At 57.8% G+C, this 22,356-nt stretch carries 25 protein-coding genes and 1 pseudogene; 10 read left to right on the top strand and 16 right to left on the bottom strand.

All coding sequences use genetic code 11. The features are described 5' to 3' along the window. Window positions 1-4 precede the first annotated feature (4 nt). The 10 genes from FH039_RS11820 to FH039_RS11775 form a co-directional block, all read right to left on the bottom strand. Entirely contained in the window at window positions 5-1,132 is a 1,128-nt protein-coding gene (locus tag FH039_RS11820; RefSeq protein WP_206206177.1) for an iron ABC transporter substrate-binding protein, read from the bottom strand. A 13-nt stretch (window positions 1,133-1,145) separates the two neighbouring features. Next, on the bottom strand, window positions 1,146-1,850 hold the full coding sequence (locus FH039_RS11815; protein WP_139681466.1) for an FmdE family protein: 705 nt from the start codon (window positions 1,848-1,850) through the stop codon (window positions 1,146-1,148). Between the two features lie 101 nt (window positions 1,851-1,951). Beyond that, complete coding sequence (gene mobA, locus FH039_RS11810; protein ID WP_139681465.1) at window positions 1,952-2,533, bottom strand: molybdenum cofactor guanylyltransferase MobA; 582 nt, start codon at window positions 2,531-2,533, stop codon at window positions 1,952-1,954. A gap of 111 nt (window positions 2,534-2,644) precedes the next feature. Then, complete coding sequence (gene porB, locus FH039_RS11805; RefSeq protein WP_139681879.1) at window positions 2,645-3,640, bottom strand: pyruvate synthase subunit PorB; 996 nt, start codon at window positions 3,638-3,640, stop codon at window positions 2,645-2,647. Between the two features lie 10 nt (window positions 3,641-3,650). Next, a complete protein-coding gene (gene porA / locus FH039_RS11800) occupies window positions 3,651-4,835 on the bottom strand; it encodes a pyruvate synthase subunit PorA (protein ID WP_139681464.1) in 1,185 nt (394 codons plus the stop codon). Window positions 4,836-4,846: 11 nt separating this feature from the next. After that, window positions 4,847-5,164: a pyruvate synthase subunit PorD gene (gene porD, locus FH039_RS11795; protein WP_139681463.1), complete on the bottom strand. Its 318-nt coding sequence runs from the start codon at window positions 5,162-5,164 to the stop codon at window positions 4,847-4,849. Between the two features lie 61 nt (window positions 5,165-5,225). After that, window positions 5,226-6,161 (bottom strand): 3-methyl-2-oxobutanoate dehydrogenase subunit beta, encoded by a 936-nt coding sequence (locus FH039_RS11790; protein ID WP_139681462.1) that lies wholly within the window; start codon window positions 6,159-6,161, stop codon window positions 5,226-5,228. 5 nt (window positions 6,162-6,166) lie between these two features. Further along, window positions 6,167-7,354 (bottom strand): pyruvate ferredoxin oxidoreductase, encoded by a 1,188-nt coding sequence (gene porA / locus FH039_RS11785; protein ID WP_139681461.1) that lies wholly within the window; start codon window positions 7,352-7,354, stop codon window positions 6,167-6,169. Window positions 7,355-7,364: 10 nt separating this feature from the next. Further along, the gene (locus FH039_RS11780; RefSeq protein ID WP_014013205.1) at window positions 7,365-7,682 is read right to left on the bottom strand and encodes a 3-methyl-2-oxobutanoate dehydrogenase subunit delta; all 318 of its coding nucleotides are present in this window, start codon (window positions 7,680-7,682) and stop codon (window positions 7,365-7,367) included. A gap of 42 nt (window positions 7,683-7,724) precedes the next feature. After that, on the bottom strand, window positions 7,725-8,282 hold the full coding sequence (locus FH039_RS11775; RefSeq protein WP_139681460.1) for a pyruvate/ketoisovalerate ferredoxin oxidoreductase subunit gamma: 558 nt from the start codon (window positions 8,280-8,282) through the stop codon (window positions 7,725-7,727). A gap of 223 nt (window positions 8,283-8,505) precedes the next feature. Here FH039_RS11775 and FH039_RS11770 point away from each other — a divergent pair. Then, a pseudogene (locus FH039_RS11770) lies at window positions 8,506-9,467 on the top strand (anion permease). Here FH039_RS11770 and hflX read toward each other — a convergent pair. After that, complete coding sequence (gene hflX, locus FH039_RS11765; protein WP_139681459.1) at window positions 9,423-10,733, bottom strand: GTPase HflX; 1,311 nt, start codon at window positions 10,731-10,733, stop codon at window positions 9,423-9,425. The pseudogene FH039_RS11770 and the gene hflX sit on opposite strands and share 45 nt — an antisense overlap. A gap of 149 nt (window positions 10,734-10,882) precedes the next feature. On the opposite strand from hflX, the gene FH039_RS11760 reads away from it, so the two are divergent. Both FH039_RS11760 and FH039_RS11755 read left to right on the top strand, forming a co-directional pair. Then, a complete protein-coding gene (locus tag FH039_RS11760; RefSeq protein WP_139681458.1) occupies window positions 10,883-12,412 on the top strand; it encodes a hypothetical protein in 1,530 nt (509 codons plus the stop codon). Window positions 12,413-12,477: 65 nt separating this feature from the next. Continuing rightward, window positions 12,478-12,837 carry a carboxymuconolactone decarboxylase family protein gene (locus FH039_RS11755; protein WP_139681878.1) on the top strand — a complete coding sequence of 120 codons (360 nt, stop codon included), beginning with the start codon at window positions 12,478-12,480 and terminating at the stop codon, window positions 12,835-12,837. A 33-nt stretch (window positions 12,838-12,870) separates the two neighbouring features. Here FH039_RS11755 and FH039_RS11750 read toward each other — a convergent pair whose 3' ends face one another. Next, complete coding sequence (locus tag FH039_RS11750; RefSeq protein ID WP_058939900.1) at window positions 12,871-13,206, bottom strand: nascent polypeptide-associated complex protein; 336 nt, start codon at window positions 13,204-13,206, stop codon at window positions 12,871-12,873. Window positions 13,207-13,294: 88 nt separating this feature from the next. On the opposite strand from FH039_RS11750, the gene FH039_RS11745 reads away from it, so the two are divergent. The 3 genes from FH039_RS11745 to FH039_RS11735 are packed head-to-tail and all read left to right on the top strand — an operon-like array spanning window position 13,295 to window position 14,141. After that, window positions 13,295-13,477 carry a hypothetical protein gene (locus FH039_RS11745; protein ID WP_139681457.1) on the top strand — a complete coding sequence of 61 codons (183 nt, stop codon included), beginning with the start codon at window positions 13,295-13,297 and terminating at the stop codon, window positions 13,475-13,477. 50 nt (window positions 13,478-13,527) lie between these two features. After that, window positions 13,528-13,770, top strand: coding sequence for an AbrB/MazE/SpoVT family DNA-binding domain-containing protein (locus FH039_RS11740; protein ID WP_240703227.1), 243 nt, complete (start codon window positions 13,528-13,530; stop codon window positions 13,768-13,770). Then, complete coding sequence (locus FH039_RS11735; RefSeq protein WP_139681456.1) at window positions 13,767-14,141, top strand: type II toxin-antitoxin system VapC family toxin; 375 nt, start codon at window positions 13,767-13,769, stop codon at window positions 14,139-14,141. The genes FH039_RS11740 and FH039_RS11735 overlap by 4 nt, the downstream gene beginning before the upstream one ends. Here the strand turns inward: FH039_RS11735 and FH039_RS11730 are convergent. The 3 genes from FH039_RS11730 to FH039_RS11720 are packed head-to-tail and all read right to left on the bottom strand — an operon-like array spanning window position 14,138 to window position 16,387. Then, window positions 14,138-15,172, bottom strand: coding sequence for a tetratricopeptide repeat protein (locus FH039_RS11730; protein ID WP_139681455.1), 1,035 nt, complete (start codon window positions 15,170-15,172; stop codon window positions 14,138-14,140). The two genes, FH039_RS11735 and FH039_RS11730, sit on opposite strands and share 4 nt — an antisense overlap. Next, entirely contained in the window at window positions 15,148-15,684 is a 537-nt protein-coding gene (gene otg, locus FH039_RS11725) for a methylated-DNA--protein-cysteine methyltransferase (protein ID WP_139681454.1), read from the bottom strand. The genes FH039_RS11730 and otg overlap by 25 nt, the downstream gene beginning before the upstream one ends. Continuing rightward, the gene (locus tag FH039_RS11720) at window positions 15,662-16,387 is read right to left on the bottom strand and encodes an RNA methyltransferase (RefSeq protein WP_139681453.1); all 726 of its coding nucleotides are present in this window, start codon (window positions 16,385-16,387) and stop codon (window positions 15,662-15,664) included. Before FH039_RS11720 ends, otg begins: the two co-directional genes overlap by 23 nt. Before the next feature lie 45 nt (window positions 16,388-16,432). Between FH039_RS11720 and FH039_RS11715 the strand changes: the two genes are divergently transcribed. The 4 genes from FH039_RS11715 to FH039_RS11700 all read left to right on the top strand — a co-directional run bounded on the left by FH039_RS11715 (window position 16,433) and on the right by FH039_RS11700 (window position 19,984). Further along, window positions 16,433-17,347 carry a 2-dehydropantoate 2-reductase gene (locus FH039_RS11715; RefSeq protein ID WP_139681452.1) on the top strand — a complete coding sequence of 305 codons (915 nt, stop codon included), beginning with the start codon at window positions 16,433-16,435 and terminating at the stop codon, window positions 17,345-17,347. A 16-nt stretch (window positions 17,348-17,363) separates the two neighbouring features. After that, on the top strand, window positions 17,364-18,011 hold the full coding sequence (locus tag FH039_RS11710) for a TIGR00153 family protein (RefSeq protein ID WP_139681451.1): 648 nt from the start codon (window positions 17,364-17,366) through the stop codon (window positions 18,009-18,011). A gap of 13 nt (window positions 18,012-18,024) precedes the next feature. Next, window positions 18,025-18,939 carry a hydroxyacid dehydrogenase gene (locus FH039_RS11705; protein ID WP_139681876.1) on the top strand — a complete coding sequence of 305 codons (915 nt, stop codon included), beginning with the start codon at window positions 18,025-18,027 and terminating at the stop codon, window positions 18,937-18,939. A gap of 193 nt (window positions 18,940-19,132) precedes the next feature. Then, the gene (locus FH039_RS11700) at window positions 19,133-19,984 is read left to right on the top strand and encodes a fumarate hydratase (protein WP_139681450.1); all 852 of its coding nucleotides are present in this window, start codon (window positions 19,133-19,135) and stop codon (window positions 19,982-19,984) included. Here FH039_RS11700 and FH039_RS11695 read toward each other — a convergent pair. Then, window positions 19,968-22,319: a tetratricopeptide repeat protein gene (locus tag FH039_RS11695; protein WP_139681449.1), complete on the bottom strand. Its 2,352-nt coding sequence runs from the start codon at window positions 22,317-22,319 to the stop codon at window positions 19,968-19,970. The two genes, FH039_RS11700 and FH039_RS11695, sit on opposite strands and share 17 nt — an antisense overlap. Window positions 22,320-22,356 lie beyond the last annotated feature (37 nt).

Here is a 22,356-nt window from a genome sequence, read left to right as displayed (position 1 = left end):
GTCATCACGGCGACGTCGGTAGTGAGTGCTTCACGGTTCCGTTGGAGAGGTCTATCCTCCCGAAGCCTCCGAACTGGTCCGCCATGGTGGCGTAAACGGGCTTTCCGAGGAGGAACCTGTATATCTCGTCCGCCTTCTCCTCGGGATCAACGTCGCGGAAGCGCTCGGGATAGAGGACTTTTCCTATGAAGTAGGCATCCGCCAGGGCCGTGCCTATGTTGGTGGTGTAGAAGTTGTACGGCAGTATACCGTAAACGTTGCCCTCTTTCACTGCTCTGAGGGAGTTGTAGAAGTCGGGGTTCTTTCTGTAGTCGTCGAGGACGAGTTTTAGACCACCCTCGTCTATGAAGATGTACTCCGGCTGCCATTCGAGGAGCTTCTCCACGTCGATGGATTTGTGGCCGCTCCCCAGCTCATCGGCGACGTTCTTTGCATGTACCGCCGCAAACGGCGGATAGTTCGCCTCCGTGCTCTCTATCCCGTGGGCGCCCTTGTAGCCGATGCCCCCCACGTATACGCTCCTCGGCTCGACACCTTCTGTGCGCTTCAGGAGGTCCTCCTGTGCGGATTTGATGAAGTTTATAACCTCCTCCGCTCTCTTCTCCCTGTTGAGGATCTTCCCGGCCAGCTCGAGCGATTTGAACAGCTCATCGTTATCGAAGGTCGCCAGCTCCCCGTAGCTGAGCACGACGACCGGCACTCCAGTTTTCTCCTCTATCTCGTCCGCGGTCTTGGCATCGACGTAGGTGATGAATATCACGTCCGGTTCGAGTTTTATCAGGGCCTCGAAATCCGGCAGCTTTCCGGGACCGCCGGGGCCTATGCTGGGAAGCTCTTTAAGCTCGGGATGGGCTATGATGTACGGCCTTCCGAAGGAATACCTCTTCTCGAAGTCCTCCACCCCAACGACCATGTCGCTTGCGTTGAGGTAAACGACCAGTCTGAGCGCACCCGGCCCCGCCGCAACGACCCTTCCAACGTGAGCCGGAACCTCCACGGTCCTTCCCAGGGCATCGGTGACGGTTATGGTCCCGGTCGCGGTTTCTGACCCGCTTTTCTCCGCGGCGTTTCCGATGCACCCGCTCAGAGAGACGGTCAGCAGTATGAGGAAAACCGCGAGCAGAGGTTTCATGACTCTCCCCATGTCAGCACCCCCTTGGAGCGGTCTGGTTGATCTCCACTATGCCCTCACCGACGACCCCGGGGTACGCCTCGCCGGCGCAGCGGAGGCAGAAGGGTTCGCCGTTTATGTAAACCGCCTTCGGTTCCATGAACAGCTCGCCGCACTTCGCGCAGCGGGCGCTCTCAACTATCGGCGCCTGTTCTATGGGCGGAACCTTTACCCTCTCGATTTTGAATTCTTCCCTGGGGAGGTGGAGCATGGTTTTTGCGACCTCCTCCCACAGTCCCCACAGGCGCTTTCTCTCCTCTTCGGTCCCCCTCCTCTCCCTGACGACCCTGTTGAACAGTTCGAGGGCTTCGGGGGGATAGTGCCTCCTCAGCTTTTCCCCGTCGGCGTAAACCCTGACGCCCTCCCACGTGGAGCGCCTGACGAGTGTCATGGCGGTTTTTCCGAGGTCGATGTACACCAGCGAATTGTTTCCAAGGGTGCATCCCGTTGTCACCTGGACGCCGTCGGTGAAGCAGCTGTTGACCTCGACTATCGCGAGTATGGACTCATCGACGCTGCCCGAGTAGTCGAGCCTCCCGACCCCGAGCTCATCCATCGCTATCAGCGATGCCCTTATCCCCAGGGCGAGGTAGGGACAGACGTGGCCGTGGAACTCTCTCGCGTATTCCAGTATTCCCTCTGCGTTTCTCTCCGCCACCAACCTGTTGAGCTCAAGCATTGTATCACCAATTTTAGGTCGAGTGGCACGATTTTTAACACTTTTTTGATATTAGTGTTATGAACAAAAGGTTGAATAGCCGGGCCCCCGGCAAGGGAAATCTAAACGATTCTTTCCTTCAGCTTTCCAACGTCCCCGCGGGTGTTCACGTTGAAGAAGCTCTCCCGCCATTCCTCCGGCAGTTTCTCAATATCCACGTAGCAGGCGTCGCTTTCCCGCACGGCCCTGTTTATGGCGTAGTCTCCCCCCTCGATCTTCTCTCTAAGAAGCGGGAGGAAATCCTTAGAATACGCTGCATGGAGCGGTTCGAGGTAGCCGTTTGCCCATCTCGGCACGCAGGCCGGCTTTTTTGCCTCCAGGAACATATCGATGATGAAGTCAACGAACTCGGGGATGAGGAGGGGCATGTCCCCGGCCACCACGAGGGCATCGCCGAGGCTCAGCGCGGTGTAGATGCCGCCCATCGGGCCGATCATGAGCGTATCGACGAGGACGTCGTAGCCGAACGCTCGAATCCTGTCGGCGTTCTCCCTGGATGAGATCACGACTATCCGGTCTATCTCCCTCGCCAGCTCAAGCCTCTCAATCGTATGGAGGATGAGTGGCTTCCCGTCGATTCTGACGAGGAGCTTGTCGCCCCCGAAGCGCCTGCTCCTGCCCCCCGCCAGGACCGCCGCGATCACGCCCCGCACCTCAGAACGTGTTGCTTCAAGGGTATCCTGCCTGAAAGAACCGCCGGATGATGTTGCATCTCTTTTAACGGCATCAAAATGGGGAAACAAAAGGGGAGGAGCTCACTCCTCCGGCTTCGGGAGGGTGACCTCGACGCCGATGGTCCTCCACATGGCCTTGATCTGCTCGCGCATGACGTCTATAGCTTCCGGCTGCTTGAAGAGGTGCTTGAACCTGCCCTGGAGCTTGAGGTACTCCTCTATGGGCTTCTTGAACTCTATGGCGACGACCCTTCCTCCCTCGCGCTTGACCTTGGCGCCTCCTCCCGGGGCCTGTATCTTGATGTTCCAGATGTCGCCGTTCTCGATCTCGAAGAGCGGCCAGACACCGGTCTCGATGGCGAGCCTCGCTATCTCGACACCCTTCTCGAGCGGGCTCTTCCATCCGGTCGGGCAGGTACACTGGACCTGGACGAAGGCCGGGCCGTCCACCTTGGCGGCCTTCTTCATCTTCTTGACGAAGTCGAACGGGTTGCCTATGCTGGCGGTTGCGACGTACGGAACCTGGTGGGCGGCGGCGATGAGGGCGACCCACTTCTTGGGCTTGTCCTCACCGATGGAGTACTTGCCCGGCGGGCTGGTGGTGGTCCAGGCACCGTAGGGGGTTGAGCTTGAGCGCTGAATTCCGGTGTTCATGTAGGCCTCGTTGTCGTACATGAGGTAAACGACGTTGTGCCAGCGCTCGAGCATACCGCTGAGGGCCTGCATACCGATGTCGGCGGTACCACCGTCACCGCCTATTGCCAGTATCTTGCCCTTCCTTCCGAGCTTCTTCCAAGCCGCTTCGACACCGCTGGCGGCAGCAGCGGCGTTCTCGAAGGCGACGTGCAGCCACGGGGCCTTCCAGGCGGTGTACGGGAAGACAGCTGAAACGACCTCCATACATCCGGTGGCCTGGGCTATGGCGAAGGCGTTCGGATCGCCGTACTTCTCCTCCATGGCCTCGCTGAAGGCCTTGGTTGCAAGCCTGAGAGCGGTGGCACAGCCACAGCCGGCACAGGCGGCGTGACCGGGTGCCCAGTACTCGCGAGTGGTAATCGGGGGTTTTCTAACGGCCATCTTCATCACCTCACAGAATCTCCTTCCTCAGGCCGATCCAGTTGACCTCATCAACGGCCTCTCCGTTGAGGGCCTTCTGGGCAATCGCGAGGGCCTCGTCAAGGTCCCTGAAGGTGACGTCCCTGCCACCGAGGCCGAGGATGAAGTCAACGATCTTCGGCTTCTCGCTCTCGTTGATGAGCGCCCTGCTGAAGTCCTGGAAGAGGGCTCCGCCGACGCTGAAGGTGATGTTCTTCTCGAGGAGAGCTATGACTTTCGCCTTCTTGGCGAGCGCGCGAACCTCCTCGATCGGGAACGGTCTGTAAACGGTCATCTTGGCCGCACCGACCTTGATGCCCTGCTCGCGGAGGTGGTCAACGTACTCCTTGACGGTTCCGGCGAGTGAGCCCATGGTGACGAAGATTATCTCGGCGTCATCCGTGCGGTACTCCTCGATCTTCTGGTACTTTCTACCAAAGCGCTTTTCGAACTCCGCGAATGCCTCGTCTATGACCTTTCTGGCGTTCTCGTTGGCCTCCCAGACGGTGTACCTGGCCTCCATGTAGTGGGCCGGGAAGGCGAGGGTACCCTGAGTTATCGGCCTGCTCGGGTCGAGGTAGGCGTACTTCGGCTCGTACTCGCCGAGGAACTCGTCAACGAGCTCCTGATCGGGTATCTCGACCGGCTCAACGGTGTGGGTCAGGATGAAGGCGTCGAATCCAACCATCGCCGGGAGAAGGACCTTCTCGTTCTCGGCGACCTTGTAGGCGATGAGTATGAGGTCCAAAGCTTCCTGGTTGTTCTCGGCGTAGAACTGGAGCCAGCCGGTATCGCGCTCGCTGATGGTGTCCTGCCAGTCGTTCCAGATGTTGATCGGAGCGCTCAGCGCGCGGTTTCCAACGGCGATGACTATCGGAAGCCTCATGCCGGCGGCGATGAAGAGTATCTCGTGCATGAGTGCCAGACCCTGGGAAGCGGTCGCGGTGAAGGTTCTAACACCGGCCGCAGAGGCACCGACGCAGGCTGAAATCGCCGAGTGCTCGCTCTCGACCTTGATGAACTCAGCGTCGAGCTCTCCATCGGCAACGAACTCACTGATCTTCTCCGGAACGAGCGTTGACGGGGTAATCGGGAACGCCGCTATGACCTTCGGCTTGGCGAGCTTGGCCGCCCAGGCGGCAGCCTCGTTGGCCTTCATAACCTTCCTAATCGGCATCTTTCACCACCTCACTTGGTCTCCCTAACCATTATGATAGCGTCGGTCGGGCACTCGTTCGCGCAAACTCCACAGCCCTTACAGTAGTCGTAGTCAAAGACGGGGTAGTTCTCCTCGTCGAGGTAGATGGCCGGCTCCGGGCAGTAGATGTAGCAGAGGTAGCAGCGGACGCACTTGTCCCGGTTGAACTCGGGCATGAAAACACGCCAGGAACCGGTCTTGTTTACCACGCTGCTCCCCGGGATGGTGGCTATCGCTCCGGGGGTCATCTTTTCGCTATACTCCTTCTGAACCCTCTCAATGTCGGCCTTAAACGGACTCTCGGCCATGCTTATCACCTCGGGTGACTTATCAGATGGAAACTTAAACCTTGGGGTAAAGATGGAAAGCTCAGCCGAAGATCTCGGCGAGCTTCTTGAGCTTCTCCCACTCGTGGTTGACCCACTGCTGGAGGACCTCTATGTCCTCCTTGGTCATGTACTTGAACCTGCCCTGGTACTTGAGGAACTCCTCGATGGGCTTCGGCTCCTTCTTCGGTGAGGGCATGTTGATCTTGTACCTGCCGTTCTCGTACTCAAAGAGCGGGAAGTAGGCCGTCTGGACGGCTAAGCGGGCAAGCTCGATGCTCTTGTCGGTCGGTGAGCGCCAGCCGGTCGGGCACGGGGCGAAGAGCTGGATGAAGCTCGGTCCCGGGGTGTCCCTGGCCTTCTTGAGCTTCCTTATGAAGTCCTCTGGATAGGCGACGCTTGCGGTGGCGGCGTAGGGTATCTCGTGGGCTATGACTATGTCGATGACCTTCTTCTTGTGCCTCTTCTCAAGGAAGTGCTTCTTTCCGCCCGGGGTGTTGGTGGTCCAGGCACCGTACGGGGTCGAGCCGGACCTCTGGATTCCGGTGTTCATGTAGGCCTCGTTGTCGTACATGATGTAGAGCGCGTCGTGGCCCCTCTCAAGGAATCCGCTGAGGGCCTGCAGACCTATGTCCGCGGTACCGCCGTCGCCGGCCCAGCCGACGACCATGACACCGTCCTCGCCCTTGACCTTGTACCCCTTGACCTTGAGGGCCGCCTCGATACCGCTCATGACGGCACCGGTGGTCTCAAAGGCCGTGTGGAAGAGCGGGGCGTCGAGGGTTGAGTACGGCCACGCACCGGCTATGATGGTCGAACAGCACGCGGGGATTGTGAAGATGGTCTTCTTGCCGTAGGTCTTGAGCACGTAGCGAAGACCCAGGGAAGCGCCACATCCCTGGCAGGCGGTGTGGCCCGCGTAAAAGTGCTCATCAGCTGGAATGCTCAACCTCTTCTTAACGTTCTCGGGAATCTCCATCTTTCTCACCTCTTAAGGTGGTACCAGTCCACCTCTACATCAAGCTCTCCCTTATCGATGATTGCCTTCATGTTCTCGGCGATCTTCCTGACGTCGTTCACCGTGAAGTCCCTTCCTCCAAGGCCGACGATGTAGTTCTTCATGAGCGGCTTTGCGTCGGTGTTGTAGAGCGCTCCCTTGGCCTCGTTGAAGAGTATTCCCTCCTGTCCGAAGGAGAAGTTCCTGTCAAGGACCGCTATGGCCTGGACGTCCTTGGCGAGCTCGTAGAGCTCCTCGCTCGGGAACGGCCTGAACCAGCGCACCTTGGCCGCGCCGACCTTGTAGCCCTCCTCGCGGAGAACATCGACCGCCTGCTTGACGGTTCCCATGAGCGAGCCCATGCCCATGAAGACGAAGTCAGCGTCGTCGGTCTTGTAGAGCTCGATCATCTGGCTGTAGTCCCTTCCAAAGCGCTCGCCGAACTCCTTGCCGACCTCGTGGATGACCTTCTTGGCCTCTTCCATGGCCTTGGCGAGCTTGTAGCGGAACTCGTAGTAGTCGTTCGGGGTTCCGAGGGCACCCACGGATATTGGGTTGTCGAAGTCGGTGAGGGTGTAGAGCGGCTTCCTCGGCGGGAGGAACTCGTCAACGAGCTCCTGCGGTATCATCTCGACGACGTCGTAGGTGTGGCTCAGTATGAAGGCGCTCTCGATGACCATCGCGGGGAGGTTAACGGTCTCGGCTATCTTAAAGGCCATCAGCACACCGTCGTAAACTTCCTGGTTGTTCTCGGCGTAGAACTGCATCCAGCCGGTGTCCCTCTGGGAGAGGCTGTCGGTCTGGTCGTCCCAGACGCTCCACGGCGGGGCCATGGCGCGGTTGACGTCGACCATGACTATCGGGAGCCTCGCACCGGCGGCCCAGTGGAGCATCTCGTGCATGAGGGCGAGACCCTGGGCTGAAGTGGCGGTAAATGCTCTGGCGCCGGTTGCTGAGGCGCCTATGCTGGCCGCCATGGCGGAGTGCTCGCTCTCGACGGGGACGTACTGGATGTTCTCAATCTCGTCGTTGGCTATGAACTCGGCTATCTTCTCGATGATGCTGGTCTGAGGGGTGATCGGGTAAGCCGCGACGACCTCAACGCGCGCGTGCTTAACGGCGTAAGCGGCCGCGTAGTTACCGCTCACGACCTTCCTAATGGGTTTGTACTCCATAACCAACACCTCACTTCTCCTCTTTCTCCATGGTTATCGCTTTGGTCGGGCACTCGTTCGCACAGATGCCGCAGCCCTTACAGTAGTCGTAATCAACTCCCACGTAGCCGTCCTCACGGATGAATATGGCCGGCTCCGGGCAGAACTTCCAGCAGATGTAGCACTTGACGCACTTGTCGTCGTCAATGACCGGGATGAATGTCCTCCAGTCACCCGTGAAGTTGCTGAGGGTTGTTCCCAGACTCACCGGGGCCTCGGGGTACTCGTCCACGCTCTTGAGGACGATTTTGGTGGCCCCTTCTTTCTTTTCACCGAACAGCGTGTTCAACCTTATCACCACCTTGCTTGGATTAAGGGTAAGGAAAGAAGATCAGAGCTCGTAAATGACGGTCTTGTTGAAGGCTTCCTCTGCGGCCTTGGCGTTCTTCTCCCCGAGGGCACCGGAGAAGACGTCCTGGATGGCCTTCTGGACGTGCTCGAGGCTGACGACACCGGTGGCCTTGGAGACCGCACCGAGGATGGCGGTGTTGGTGATCGGCAGTCCGAGAACGTCGAGGGCTATGGTGGTTGCGTCAACGAGTGCCAGCTTGGCCGGCTTCTTCTTGAGCTTCTCAAGAACCTCCTCCTTACTCTTCTCGGTGTTGACGATGACTATTCCGCCGTCCTTGAGACCGGCGGTAACATCTACCGTGTCGAGAAGGCTCGGGTCGAGGACGACGACGATGTCCGGCTCGTAGATCTGGGTCTTTATCCTTATCGGCTTCTCGTCGATCCTGGTGAAAGCCGTAACCGGCGCTCCACGCCTCTCAACACCGAAGAACGGGAACGCCTGGACGTACTTGCCCTCAAGGAAAGCAGCTGAGGCTAGTATGTTGGCAGCGGTAACGGCACCCTGTCCACCTCTACCGTGAAAACGAATCTCGATCATCTTCTCTGCCTCCTTAAATTTGTCAAAGTTTATTCATCCAATGCATTTATTTAAGTTTCGGTATTGGCTTAAGCTCCCTTCGGCAGGTGTCTTTGGGTAGGCGTGAACGTTGTCAGTCGTCAATGGTAAAAAGCGGTCATCGTTTCCCGAAAAAAGTTCGCCCGCTAAATTTTTAAGTCCGCAAACCCCACGCAGGTATATAGTCTATATAGTGGTGGTTAAAATGGATGGCCTGGCGGTGGCGGCTGTTGCGGTGGCGTTTTACATTGCGTGGAACATAGGCTCAAACGATTCGGCCAACGCCATGGGCACCGCGGTTGGGGCTGGAATACTGAGCTTCCGCCAGGCCACGCTCACGATAGCAATATTCGTTCTCATGGGGGCCTACCTCAGGGGATACAAGGTCATGAAGACCGTCGGGAAGGGTATAGTGCCCGAAGGCTACCTCACGATGGAGATGGCCGTCATAGCCCTCCTCGCGGCGGGGGTCTGGGTCACGATAGCAACGGTCAGGGGGCTCCCGGTCTCCACGACCAGGCCATAGTCGGGGGCGTCATCGGAGTCGGCCTAGCCACCCACGCCCCCGTGAACTGGTACACCCTCACCAAAATCGCCGCCGCCTGGGTCGTCTCGCCGGTGCTCTCGGGTCTGCTTGCGATAGTTCTGTACCGGTTCTACTCCCTGGTGGTGTCGAGGATCGGGAGCGTCTCGACCATCGAGTCCCTCTACAAGGCCCTGGCGATACTCGGCGGCTCCTACATGGCCTTCAACTTCGGAACCAATGAGGTGGCCAACGCCTCCGGGCCCCTCGTCGGCGCGGGCTTCATGGAGCCGAAGGTGGCGGGAATCTTTGGGGCGATAGCGCTCTCCCTCGGTGCCCTCACCTTCAGCTACGCGGTGATGCACACCGTTGGAAAGAAGATAACTGCCCTCGGCCCGATCTCGGCCTTCGCCGCCCAGTTTGGCTCCGCCATCGCCGTCAGCCTCGCCAACTTCTTCGGCCTCCCGGTGAGCTCGAGCCAGTCCATAGTCGGGGGCGTGGTGAGTGTTGGGTTGCTGGTGGGTCAGGGTGTTGAGAAATCGGTCATCAGGGATATAGTCTTTGGATGGGTGGCGACGCCGCTTACGGCCATAGCGATATCACTGGCCATCTTCAAGGCCTTCTCCCTTGTGGGACTGGTTTAACCGCCTTATCCCCACGCCGAGCCTCGTCAGCTCCTTTATCATTCCCGTCTGTATGTAGGCCTCTATCCTGGTCTCCTCGCCGTATTCCACGTTTAGAACCTCGCCGATGGCGTTTATCAGGGCCATGACCTGCGGCACCTTCTCCGGCTCGCCCACCCTTATCTCAAAGGCCCCGTACTTTGGCAGGGTCAGCACGGCATCCTCGAGCGCACCGTAAAGCTCCTCAAGCTCCCCCAGCTTCGCTGAGATCGACACCACGCGGAGGAGGTTTATACCTCTCTCCTCCGCTATCTCTCGCACCCTCTCGGCCTTGTCGCGGACGTCTTCCCTGCCGGTCAGGTCCATCTTGTTGAGTGCAACCACCATCGGTCTGTCCAGGGTTTTCAGTTCCCTCAGAACGCCCAGGGACGCCATGAATTTCCTCCTTATCTCCCCCCAGGGCTCGCTCGCATCCAGGACGAGCAGGATTATGTCAGCCTTCACTATCTCCTCGAGCGTCGAGTGGAAGGCCTCGACTATGAACGGCGGCAGGCCGTCGATGAAGCCAACGGTATCAGTAACGAGAACCCTCTTTCCTGAGAGCTTGAAGCGCCTCGTCGTCGTGTCCAGGGTGGTGAACATCTGGTTCCTCGCCTCTATCTCCTCCCCCGCGAGGGCGTTGAGTAGGGTCGATTTCCCGGCGTTGGTGTAGCCGGCGAGGGCGATGAGTATAAAGCCGACCTCCTCGCGGCGCTTCCGCTTCACCTCTCTATCGGCTTTGACCTTCTCCAGCTCCCTTCTTATCTTCCCCATGCGGTACCGGATGTGCTTGAGGTATTGTTGCGTCTGGTACTCACCCATTCCCTTGAAACCCGCCCTGTCGCCAAGCTTTATCCTTCTGATGGCCTCCCTCACGAGCGGAACCTCGTACTGGAGGCTCGCCAGCTCCACCTGGAGCTTGGCCTCCTTCGAGTGGGCGCGTTTCTCGAAGATTTCGAGAACGAGCTGCCAGCGGTCGATGACCTCAACGCGGAGCTCCTTCCAGAGGTTGTAGGCCTGGCTCGGGCTGAGTTTGTTGGCGAACACAACCTTGTCCGGTTCCAGCTCTCGAACCAGCTCCCTGAGCTCCTCCAGCTTCCCCTTTCCGATGTTGTACTTCGGGTGCTCCTCCCTGTTCTGCTCGAGTATCGCCACTACCTCATAGCCGGCACTCCTCAGCAGCTCCTCGAACTCCTCCCTGTTTACCCTGTCCCGCCGGGATTTTCTTATCACACCTATGGCCTTCATTCTGTCCCCACTTTTCGTTGGGGGTTAATAGTTTTTGTGCCTTCAATCTTTGTTTGATGTTTGATTGCGACACTTTTTCCTCACAACAGGTTCGATTTGAGTAGCTGACGTTGAGGGAACCCTTAAATCGGAGTGTAACCTATTATTCCATGGTGAAGCTGATGGTTTTGGGGGGAGGGGAGCTTGTGGTTAACAAGGCGGGCATGCGTAAAGACCTCCTGGCCTGGCACCTGCGGGAGGTTCGTGAACTTGCGTCCGAGTACGACAGCGCTTTTCAGGTTCTTCTGGAGCTGCTGTCGGACGATAACCCCCATGTGAGGGCCAACGCCCTTCAGGTTCTTCTTGACATGGTGCGGGAGGATGGGCTCTCCCAGAGCCGACTTTCCGCTGCGTTGGATTATATAATCTCCCGGACCAAGGATGATGATGAGAGGGTTGCCCTCAAGGCGCTGGAGGTCCTGAACGCCCTTCTTGAGCGGGGTCAGCTTACCGAGGAGGAGTACGGTAGAATAACGGATGCGCTTATGGATGTCCTTAAATCGGGCATCCCGATACTCAGCGAATACGCCTCAGAGGGACTGGGTAAGGTGGGTGCAAAGTTTGTGAAGCTGGCCTATCGTTTGATAGGCTGGCTGTTCTCCCTCATAGGCTCAAGCAAAAAGCGTGAAGTCCAGGGTGCCGCGATAACTGCCCTGACCGAGATGGCCAGCAAGACCGAGGACACCAAGGTTCTAAACGAGGTATTCGACAAGATGGCGGATCTTCTTTCTCATCCTGACCCATACGTTGTCGAGAGGGCGGTTATGTCCATAGATAGACTGCTGTCCCGCTCCGATAGGCTCAGCATGAGAAATAAGCTGAAGGCAATAAATGGTATCAAACGGCTCAGGGGAGATGTTAAACTCGGTATCCGCGCGGCCCAGGTTCTCGAAAAGCTTGAGAAGTCCGCGGGCGTTGGTGAGGTTATGAAGGACACGGGGGACATCATGAAGAGCATGACCGTCAGCCAGTACAGCGCGAAGGACATCGACCGGCTCCTCGACGCCGGAAAACCGGAGATCGTGGCTGAGCTCGCCAAGATGGATCCTGAGGTTATGGGCAGGGTTCTCGGGATGCTGGAGGACGAGGACTACACAAGAAGAATGGACGCCCTGTGGATAGTCTCCAGACTCACCCAGTACCTGACCCCCTCCGATGCCTACAGTATACTGCCTGTCCTGGGGGAGTTTCTGAAGAGCAAAAACCCGTGGGCCAGGGAAACCGCGGCGGAGGTTCTGGCGGATATCTACACGCTTTACCCGGGAACCCAGAAGTTTTTCGCGTCCCTCCTTAACGTGCTCCTTAAATCGACCCATCCGCGGGATATAGAGGGTGCGCTGGAACTCCTCTCCAGAATCACCGACAAGGTTCAGGATGAGGCGTTCATTAGGTCGACACTGGGGGTTATTTTCCAGCTCCTCGAGCGGGACGATGCAAGGGGAGTGGTGCTCAGGTTCCTCGCCAGGGAGGCCCAGCGGCTCATGGACTTGGATGAGGAGTTGCTTTTCGAGCTTAAAGATCGACTTAAAACAGTGTACGGTCTGGATGGCGGGAAGTACGACGAGATAATCGCTTCCCTCATAGACGTCATCGATGACATCCTGCATCTCCGTCAGCGCGGCGTTGTGGTTCACACCTAGTTCTGAACCTTTCGTTTTGGAAATGCTTTAAGGCGGTTCTTTTTTAGCTCTATACGGTGATCCCTATGGATTACGACGATGTTAACGTCAAACTTGAGGAGATAGAGGAGCTCCTCGACAGGCTGGGCAAGCAGCACCCCAAGGAGATTTCCGCCTTCTCGAGATTCCTCAGGGAGACCCTCGACAACAAGGCCCTTACGACGCGCGAGAAGGAGCTAATCGCTTTGGCCCTCGGCATATCCGCGGGCTGCGAGTGGTGCATCTATCTCCACACCCAGAAGGCCCTCGCCGCCGGTGCAAAGCCCGAGGAGCTTATCGAGGCGGGCCTCGTTGCGGTTCTCATGGCCGGAGGTCCGGCATTGATGCACCTCATACCTCTCATGAAGGCCATAGAGACCTTCCAGAATGAGAAGGGAGGGGAGTGAACCCCGACGTTTTGTTTTCCTCTTTGTTCTGGCTCATTCCTCCGTCAGCTTCAGTATCGCCTCCGCGAGGTCGCCGTTTGCCTCCTCGAGGGCCTTTTTTGCCGTCTCGTAATCGACGCCGGTCTGCTCCATGACGAGCTGGACGTCCTCCTCCGAGACCCTTACTATGGCCCTGACCTCCTCACTCCCCGGGACGATCTGATAGCTCTTCTCGCCCTGCGCGGTTATTATCGTGATGACCGGCTCCTTGAGGACTATCTCCTTGTTCTCCATCCTGATTATGACTTCCTCAACCCCCTCGAGCTCCTCCATCTTGATGCCCATCTGGCGCATGAGCTTCTTCATTTGCCGCGGGTTCATCCCCATCATCGCTACCACCTGGGGAGAGTTCCCCTCGGATTTTAAAAAGGTTGGCAAAGTTTTTCAGGTGTCCCGCGAAGTCTCTTCTGGTGGGAGCATGCCGTACATCCCTCGCACTGTTCCCACGGACTTCCAGGTAGTATTTGGCTTCTTTGCCATAGCCCTGCTCCTTCTGGCGGTCTGGTTTTTCTTCGACTGGATGGGAAAGTACGCGGAGAAAAAGGAGAAGGAAATTGAGGAGGAGCTTGAGGAGCTGAAGAAAGCGGGCGAGCTGTATTAAGAATTGCGTTTGCCAAAAACTATTTATTTTCCAAAAACCCAATCTTTACCATGGCAGTGGAAGTTGTGAGGCTCGATGACAACGGAAGGGTTTACCTCCCCGCCAGCATCAGGAAAAACCTCCGCTCCAGGGAGTTCTACGTCGAGGAGAAGGACGGCAGGATAATCCTGATCCCCGTCAGGGAGAAGCTGATGAAATACAGGGGAATTTTCCGGGGGGAGAACCTCACCGGTGAAGAAATCGACGAAATCGTGAAGAAGGAAACCCAAAAGCTCCTGAGGGGAGAGCTGTGAGGGTTTACGTTGACGTTAGCGTGATCTACTACCATCTCACCGACAACCCGGAGTTCGCCGACAGAGCCACGGAACTGCTGGAAAGACACTACGGGTCAATGATAACCTCATCGCTGACCATCTGGCAGCTTTACGTGCTCCTCAGAAGGCTGAACAAGAAAAGAAGGTTCAACCTCATGGAAATACTTCCTGAACTGGGGATTCGAGTCGTTCCGCTGACACCTGAAATTCTCGTGGAAGCTGAACGGGTTGAGAAGCTTGACTTTGACGATGCGGTTCACTACGCCACGATGAAAAACCACGGGATAAGGGTTATCCTCTCAAACGACAGGGACTTCGACAGAATTGAGGAAATAGAAAGGGTCTTTTAGCTCTGGCTCTCCTTCTCCTCAGGGAAGTTCGAGGTCTCCTCGTTGGCCCTCATTATCTTTGCCCTGTACTCCTCGTACTTCTTTCTTGCCTCTTCCGCCTTCTCCTTCTCGCCGAGATAGTCGTAGGCCTCGGCCACGTGCTTCCACCACATGGGGTCCTGCTCCGCCTCCTTCAGGCAGTACTCGAGGAACTTCTCGTAGGCTTCCCTGGCGAGCTCCTCCTTCCCGAGCCTCCTGGCGATGTTACCGACGTCCTCGTAAAAGACGCCCTCCTCCTGGGCCTCCTTCTGGTAGTACTCAAGGGCCTTTTCCCATGCCTCCCTGGCCTTCTCCTCGTTGCCCAGCTCCTCGTAGAGCTTTGCCACGTCTTCCCAGAACCAGGGCTCCTCCTCGGCGTAGCGCTCGAGGGCCTTCGCTGCCCTCTCCATGTTCCCGGCCTTCTTCCAGTACTCGTGGGCCTCCTTGAGGTAGTAGGTGTCCTTTTCCTTGTCGTAGAGGGCCTCGTAGATCTCGGCGGCCTTCTCGTACTTCTCGGCCTTCTCGTAGGCCCAGGCGGCGCTCTCCATCCAGCCGAGCTTCTCGTACATCTCCGCTGCCTTCAGGTAGTTTCCGGCCTTCTCGTACTTCCTCGCCGCGGCCTTGTACTTGCCCGCCCTCTCCAGCTTCTCGGCCGAACGGAAGCGGTCCGCGAGGCCGAGGTCGGGCTCGCTGATGTACCAGATTCCAAAGGCGACGATCGCTACGAAGAAGACGATTATTCCGGCGACGACGTTGAGGTTCCGCCAGGTGGCGCTCAGATACAGGCCGTAGCCGCTTATAGCGGTGAATATCGCGAGTATCGCCCCGTACTTCCAGCTCTCCGCGTAGAGCGTCAGTCCGGTGAAGAAGAGCAGCATCAGGGTGACGCCGAGGAAGCCGAGGGTGAGTATCACCTGGAGCAGCAGCTTCCAGCCGCCGTACCAGACTATTCCAGCGGCTATTGCCAGGATTGCTATCAGGAAACCGATCAGGTACGCTTTGAGCTTGTCCATCCTTCCACCCCCTCGATTTCGAGCAGGAAGACCTTTTCGTCCAGTCGTGGAGTGTAGTAGCCGATGCCATCGTGGGCAACGACGCGATGACAGGGAACAACGATGGGGTATGGGTTCCTCCTCATCGCCCCTCCTATGGCCCGCGGTGACGTGCCAATGGCCCCGGCAAGGCCACCATACGTTATAACACTCCCTCTTTTAACGTTTTTCGTGAGCCACTCGTAAACGCGCCTCTCGAAGGGTGTCACGCCCTCAAAGGAGAGCTCCGGTAGGATTTCGGCGTTGCTCACATTGCCCACGATGACGTCCCTGACGAGGGAGGGGTAGTCCGACCTTCCGCGTTCGGTACCGACGTCCACGCCCCGTTTCCTTAGAAAGCCCGTGAGGCGGTCGAGGTTCCTCTCGAACTGCTCCCTTTCCAGGGAAAAGGTTATCCCCTGGATTTTTTCGGCGTGGATTACTCCTATCCACACCGTCCTACCGGCTATGTCAAACCTCTCGACGCTCAGCATCCCAGCATTCCTCCAGTTTAAGGGCCGCCTTCCTGATCGGCCCGATGAGAGTGTGAACCTCCCTTCCGTAGAGGACTGCCCTCCCGACGAAGCGTCTGAACACTCTCACGAAGACCTCCCTCCTCTCGGCGTCCTTGGGATAGTTGAGAACCCCTAACAGGTTTCCCCAGGCCTTCACCAGCTCTTCTTTCTCCCTTCTAGTGGCTAGCTCAAGGGAGTGGGCCCTTGGGCCAGGCCTCCCCTTCGATAGCTCGTAGAGGATAACCGCCACCGCCTGTGAGAGGTTCATGACTGGATACGCCTCGCTGGTTGGAATCGTTACGGTGAAGTCAAGTCTCTCCAGCTCCTCGTTTTTCAGGCCGATGCTCTCCCTGCCGAAGAACAGGCCGATCCTCCCCGAGTAGCCCCTCAGGGTTTGGGCCAGCTCCCAGGGCATCAGGGGTGCCCTCTCCGGGATGTAGCTTTTTCCGGGCTTTCCAGTAGTACCTACGGCGAGGTCGAAGAGTTCAAGCGCCTCATCAAAGCTCCCCAACACCAGCGCGTCTTCAAGGACATCCGCGGCGTGAACCGCGTAGCTGTAGCTCTCCTCGGTGATGTTCGGATTGACGAGGACTAACCTTGAGAACCCGAAGTTCTTCATGGTTCTAGCTACCATCCCTATGTTCGCCGGTCCCTCCGGCTCAACGAGAACTATCGAAATCATCGGTAAGGCTTTAAGGATGGGGCTTTAAACGCTTGCGGTGGTGGGATGAAGGTTTACGTACTCGGTGCGGGGAGTATAGGTTCCCTCTTCGGGGCTTTGCTCGCGAGGGCCGGCAACGACGTAACGCTCATCGGGCGGGAGGAGCAGGTGAGGGCTATAAACGAGAACGGGCTGCACGTTTCGGGCTTTGAGGACTTCACGGTTCATCCCCGGGCCAGCCTTACCGCCCCCGATGAGCCGCCGGACCTGCTGATTCTGGCCACGAAGGCTTACTCCACAAAGGCGGCCCTGGAGTGCGCCAGGGGATGCATAGGGCCGGATACGTGGATACTCAGCGTGCAGAACGGCCTCGGCAACGAGGAGCTGGCCCTCAAGGTGACGGAAAAGGTCATCGGCGGGGTGACCACGAACGGTGCCATGCTCGTTGAGTGGGGCCACGTGCGCTGGACCGGGCGCGGACTCACGGTTATTGGGAGGTACCCGACGGGGGCCGATCCCTTCGTGGAAAGGGTGGCCGAAGTCTTCAGGGCTGCGGGCCTTGAAACGTCCGTTACGGAGCACGTTATCGGCTGGAAGTGGGCGAAAGCTATAGTGAATTCTGTCATCAACGGCCTTGGGACGGTTCTGGGAGTGAAGAACGGTGCGCTGAAGGACGACCCGTACCTCGAGGTGGTGTCGGTGGACCTTGCGCGCGAGGGCTGCCTCGTGGCCCAGCAGCTTGGTATAGAATTCGAAATACATCCCCTCGAGTTGCTATGGGATACGATAGAGCGGACACGGGAGAACTACAACTCAACGCTCCAGGATATACGGCGCGGTAAGAGGACCGAGGTGGACTACATCCATGGAAAGATAGTGGAGTACGCCCAGTCCGTGGGTCTGGAGGCGCCCAGAAACGAGCTTTTGTGGGCCCTGATAAAGGCCAAGGAAAATCTAAATAAACCGGGCGGTGAAGTATAGACTGGAGGGGTCGAAGATGCCCATATTCGGAGGCAAGGAGAGCGACGTTTTTGAAGCCATAGACGAGCACCTTGAGGTCGTCAGCGAGTCTCTTGTTGCCTTCAGGGAGCTGGTTGATGCTTACCTCGACGGTGACTTTGAGAGGGCCAGGGCCTTTGAGAGGGAGGTTGACCAGCTGGAGAGCAAGGCCGACACGCTCAGAAGGGGCATAGAGACGATGCTCTACGAGGGTGCCTTTCTGCCCGCCAACAGGGGGGACTACGTGAGGCTGAGCGAGCTCATTGACCAGGTCGCCGATGCCGCGGAGAGCGCGGCCCACACCCTCGTACTGGCCAAGCCGAAGGTTCCGAAGGAGCTGAGGGCGGAGATCCTGAGGCTCGTGGAGTCCGCCGTTGAGACCTACCGGGTTCTCGTTCAGGCGGTAAATGCTATGAACTCGGACGTTGACAGGGCGATAGAGCTGGCCAAGGCAGTGGAGGATGCCGAGGAGATAGCCGACGAGGTCGAGTACGACGTCAAGGGCAAGGTTTTTGAGAGCGAGACAGTCACTACCTACGCAAAGCTCGTCTGGAACCAGATACTAACGAAGATAGGTGACATAGCCGACAGGGCGGAGGATGCATCCGATCAGGTCATGCTCATGGCTATAAAGAGAAGGGGATGAGGTGATGGAAATGGTGAAGGTTTTGGTTGCGGCACCGCTGCACGAGAAGGCAATCGACGTTTTGAAGAACGCCGGTTTTGAAATTGTTTACGAGGAGTATCCCGATGAGACCCGCCTTCTGGAGCTCGTCGGGGACGTTGAGGCTATAATAGTCAGGAGCAAGCCGAAGGTGACGAGAAAGGTCATCGAAGCTGCTCCGAAGCTCAAGGTCATCGGAAGGGCCGGCGTCGGTCTGGACAACATCGACCTTGAGGCCGCCAAGGAGCGCGGGATAAAGGTCGTGAACAGCCCAGGCGCTTCAAGCAGAAGCGTCGCCGAGCTCGCCGTTGCGCTTATGTTCAACGTGGCCAGAAAGATCGCCTTCGCCGACAGGAAGATGCGCGAGGGAACCTGGGCCAAGAAGCAGGCCATGGGAATCGAGCTTGAGGGCAAGACCCTTGGAGTCGTCGGCTTCGGAAGGATAGGCTACAGCATAGCCAAGATAGCCAAGGCCCTCGGCATGAACGTTCTCCTCTACGACCCGTACCCGAACGAAGAGCGCGCGAAGGAAGTCGGTGGGAAGTTCGTCGACCTTGAGACTCTCCTCCGGGAGAGTGACGTGGTTACCCTCCACGTCCCGCTCATCGATGCAACCTACCACCTCATAAACGAGGAGCGCCTTAAGCTCATGAAGCCGACGGCAATACTCATCAACGCCGCTCGCGGTGCCGTCGTGGACACAAACGCCCTCGTCAAGGCCCTCCAGGAGGGCTGGATTGCCGGGGCCGGCCTGGACGTCTTCGAGGAGGAGCCGCTCCCGGCCGACCACCCGCTCACCAAGCTCGACAACGTCGTCCTCACCCCGCACATCGGCGCCTCGACCGTCGAGGCCCAGATGCGCGCTGGCGTCCAGGTTGCGGAGCAGATAGTCGAGGTTCTGAAGGGCTGATGCCCTTTCTTTCTCTTCTGTGGTTTGAATGTTGCCGGTACGGTGGTGCAGTTCTGCCGAAATATGTACCGGTATGGTGGGACAGTTTAATGCCAAAGTTTGCCAATATGGTGGTAAACCTTCCGGGATTTTGTGCAATGTTCAAGTTAAAACTTTTTAACTACAATCACAATCTTCAACAGGTGGATGCCAATTGATTGAGGCCATCGTTGAGGCGATAAGACTTGCCGTCACCAAGATCCCCGAGGACACCTTCTCCGCCATCAGGAAGGCCTACGCCGGGGAGGAGGACGAGACAGCGCGCTTCAACCTCGGGAACATAATTAAGGCAATAGACCTCGGCTTCGCCGACAGGGTTCCCGTCTGTCAGGACACGGGCACGGTTACCTTCTTCGTCGAGGCCGGCGTTGGGAGTCCCTTTCTCGGAAAACTCAGAGATCTGCTCATCGAGGCGACGAGGAGGGCAACTGAGGAAATCCCCCTCAGGCCGAACGCCGTCGATGTTCTCACGGGGAGGAACTCCGGTGACAACACCGGGGAAGGGATTCCCATAATCCACTGGGAGCCCGTTCCGGGGGATAGAATAAGGATAGCGGTTCTTCCGAAGGGCGGCGGAAGCGAGAACTGCTCTGCTTTAGCAATGCTGACCCCCGCCGGGGGCTGGGAAGGGGTAAAGCGCTTCGTCGTCGAGCACGTTAGGGCCTGCGGCGGAAAGCCGTGCCCGCCGGTCATCCTGGGCATAGGGGTTGGTGGGGGTGCAGATTACGCCCTGCTCCTGGCCAAAAAGGCCCTGCTGAGGAAGGTGGGCGAGAGGAACCCGGATGGGAGGATAGCGAAAATCGAGGAGGAACTTCTGACGGAAGTGAACAGCACAGGGATCGGTCCGATGGGTATGGGCGGGAAGACCACCGCCTTGGACGTCAAGATAGAGGTCGCCCACAGGCATCCGGCGAGCTTTCCGGTGGGGCTGGTCGTCCAGTGCTGGGCCAACAGGAGGGCTTTCATCGAGATAAAGCCGGACGGTGATGTCAGGGTTTGGAACTAGAGCCGCTGGAAAGCCAGGAATCTACGTCCTCCTCGTCGAAGAGAACGGCCAGCTCTTCAATTAGTCCCCTGTACAGGTATTGGTTGTTCTTGATTTTCTCCAGGCCCGTTTCAAGGTATTCCCTGCCGCCCTCTCCCCTGAGCGCCCTCAGGATTCCGATGAGCACGTAGGCCGTCCATCCCAGCGGGTAGTTCGTGCTGTGGGTTATCTCGGTCATTTTCTCGGCCCATTTTTCGGCCTCTTCATACGCCCCCAGCCCCATGAGGGACACCGTCAGCCTGAAGAGCGCATCCAGCGCCCTGCGGTAGTTTCTAACTCCCAGGAAGTACTCCGCGGCTTTCTTGGCGTTGCCGGCGGCCTCGTCGAAATTCCTGAGGTAATAGTGAACTATCCCCATCTGCAGGTATCCCAGGTTCAGCATGAAGGGCAGGCTGTATGCGTTGGCCGTCTCAAGGCCCTCCCGGTAGTATGTCAGCGCCCGCTGAAGCTCGCCGAGCTCGACGTAGAGGTAGCCTATGTGGTAGAGGATGAGGGCTTCGAGTTCGGGATACGGCTCCGGGTAGTTCCTTACAGCCTCAAGCTCCTTGAAGGCGCTTTCGATGGCCTTCTCGCGCTCCCTCCTGAACGTCCTTATCTTTGTGAGCTCGATGTAGTAACCGAGCCGGATGTAGGGGTCTTGCCCCTGCCTCCTGAAAATCCCCTCAAGCTCGCTGAAAATCCTTTCCGCTGACTCGATATCTCCCATCTCGCAGTGGACGTCGACGAGCATCATGAGGGCGTCGAACCTGTGGAAGTCCCCCTCAACACCCCCTAATGCCTCACTCCACAGGTTCAGGGCCCTCTCAAAGAACCCCCTGTTGAAGTAGAGCCGTGCCATCTCCTTCTTTGCGTACGGGCTGCTGCCTACCCCCCTGAGGAGTCTCATGTACGCCGTTGGGAAGTCCAGCGCAACCCTCCAGAGCCTCCTTACCCTCAGCTCGGTTATCTCGGCTATCAGCCTCTCGTCCCCCAACCTGGCGGCATATGTGAATGCCGTGAGGAACTCCCTGGCCGTGTTTTTCTCCAGGAGGTACGAGACGTACTCTCTGTAATAGCGCTCCTCGTCAACCTCGCTGACCCGTCGGATAAATGCCCTGAGGAGGTCGTGGACCTGATAGCTCTCGCCCTTTCTTTCCACCAGACTCTTGTTCAGGAGGGAGTACAGAACCAGGAATGCGTTTCTGTACGTCATCCTCCTGAGGGCGGATAGCTCTACGGGCTCGTCGAAGAGCGCCAGGACCTGAAGTACGAGCCTTTCCCTCTCGTCCAGCGTGTCGTATATCTCCCCCAGCAGGTATTCGAAGAGTGAGTCTTCGTCTCCCGCCGTTCCCGGAGCCTCCGCGGCAAGGACGAGGAGCAGGGGGTGGCCCAGGGTGAGGTGGTGCATCCTGACCGACTCCTTCAGGGTTATCCCCGGAATCCTGAGGCTCAGGAGCCTGTGGGATTCCTCAATTTTCAGCCCCCTGAGGTGTATGAAAAGAACCCTCTCATAGTCCACCCTGGGCTTTTCCCTTGAGATGAGGATCAGCTTTCCCCTCTCAACCCTTGATGATAGGAACCGCAGAAACGACTCAACATCCTCATCGGTGCACTTGTGAAGGTCGTCGAAGACTACTATGGAGCGGGTCTCCTCCATTCCTTCGAGAACCAGTTCCCTTATGGATTCGGACTCCCTTCCGCCGGCGCGCAGGTATTCGGTCAGCTCCGGGAACCCTTTCATGTTCAGGTAGAGTGCCATCTGCCACGCCACGTACTCAAGGCTCTCGCTCCCGTCCATCGAGTACCAGAAGGCGTCCTCAAAGGCCCTCGCCACGAGGCTGGATTTCCCTATCCCTGCTATCCCGAACACGGCCACAACAGGTGCGTTTCCTTTGAGGAGTTTCAGCTCCTCCTCCCTTCCAACGAAGTTCTTCACCTCCGGCACGCTGGATGCCAGAAGCCGCTGGGGACGGCGGTAGACGGTATCGCCCATCGCCACCTCGATTCCCCCAGCTGTGAAGCGGACGCTGAACTCGTCGCACTTGAGGGAGTAGAGCTTGACGTTTTTGCCCCCCAGCCGAACCCACCTTCCCTCAACGATGCCCATCCGCTCAAGGTTCCTCAATCCCCTGGAGATCTGCGTCTCGTCCTTCTGGAGAAGACGGGCTATCTCCCGTGTGTTCAGAGAGTCCGTTCTGAGGAGTGAGATTATCTGAAGGTTGGTCTCACTGAGAATCGATTTCAGCAGGGCTACATCATCTGGACGGTTCACACAACCCTCTCCAGAACCGGCGTTTATATCGCGACCGGTTTTCAAGCTCTCACTACGCGCTCAAAGTTTTTATAGTTGCCGG

It is taken from the genome of Thermococcus indicus (assembly GCF_006274605.1).
Taxonomy (GTDB): Archaea; Methanobacteriota_B; Thermococci; order Thermococcales; family Thermococcaceae; genus Thermococcus; species Thermococcus indicus.
Note: the sequence above shows the minus strand (reverse complement) of the source record. Positions and strands in the feature narration are given on the sequence as shown.

Coding starts and splice junctions, on each gene's coding strand:
- FH039_RS11820 (WP_206206177.1), bottom strand. CDS start 1,132: ATGAAACCTCTGCTCGCGGTTTTCCTCATACTGCTGACCGTCTCTCTG.
- FH039_RS11815 (WP_139681466.1), bottom strand. CDS start 1,850: ATGCTTGAGCTCAACAGGTTGGTGGCGGAGAGAAACGCAGAGGGAATA.
- porB (WP_139681879.1), bottom strand. CDS start 3,640: ATGGCCGTTAGAAAACCCCCGATTACCACTCGCGAGTACTGGGCACCC.
- porA (WP_139681464.1), bottom strand. CDS start 4,835: ATGCCGATTAGGAAGGTTATGAAGGCCAACGAGGCTGCCGCCTGGGCG.
- porD (WP_139681463.1), bottom strand. CDS start 5,164: ATGGCCGAGAGTCCGTTTAAGGCCGACATTGAGAGGGTTCAGAAGGAG.
- FH039_RS11790 (WP_139681462.1), bottom strand. CDS start 6,161: ATGGAGATTCCCGAGAACGTTAAGAAGAGGTTGAGCATTCCAGCTGAT.
- porA (WP_139681461.1), bottom strand. CDS start 7,354: ATGGAGTACAAACCCATTAGGAAGGTCGTGAGCGGTAACTACGCGGCC.
- FH039_RS11775 (WP_139681460.1), bottom strand. CDS start 8,282: ATGATCGAGATTCGTTTTCACGGTAGAGGTGGACAGGGTGCCGTTACC.
- hflX (WP_139681459.1), bottom strand. CDS start 10,733: ATGAAGGCCATAGGTGTGATAAGAAAATCCCGGCGGGACAGGGTAAAC.
- FH039_RS11760 (WP_139681458.1), top strand. CDS start 10,883: ATGGTGAAGCTGATGGTTTTGGGGGGAGGGGAGCTTGTGGTTAACAAG.
- FH039_RS11755 (WP_139681878.1), top strand. CDS start 12,478: ATGGATTACGACGATGTTAACGTCAAACTTGAGGAGATAGAGGAGCTC.
- FH039_RS11750 (WP_058939900.1), bottom strand. CDS start 13,206: ATGATGGGGATGAACCCGCGGCAAATGAAGAAGCTCATGCGCCAGATG.
- FH039_RS11745 (WP_139681457.1), top strand. CDS start 13,295: ATGCCGTACATCCCTCGCACTGTTCCCACGGACTTCCAGGTAGTATTT.
- FH039_RS11740 (WP_240703227.1), top strand. CDS start 13,528: ATGGCAGTGGAAGTTGTGAGGCTCGATGACAACGGAAGGGTTTACCTC.
- FH039_RS11730 (WP_139681455.1), bottom strand. CDS start 15,172: ATGGACAAGCTCAAAGCGTACCTGATCGGTTTCCTGATAGCAATCCTG.
- otg (WP_139681454.1), bottom strand. CDS start 15,684: ATGCTGAGCGTCGAGAGGTTTGACATAGCCGGTAGGACGGTGTGGATA.
- FH039_RS11720 (WP_139681453.1), bottom strand. CDS start 16,387: ATGATTTCGATAGTTCTCGTTGAGCCGGAGGGACCGGCGAACATAGGG.
- FH039_RS11715 (WP_139681452.1), top strand. CDS start 16,433: ATGAAGGTTTACGTACTCGGTGCGGGGAGTATAGGTTCCCTCTTCGGG.
- FH039_RS11710 (WP_139681451.1), top strand. CDS start 17,364: ATGCCCATATTCGGAGGCAAGGAGAGCGACGTTTTTGAAGCCATAGAC.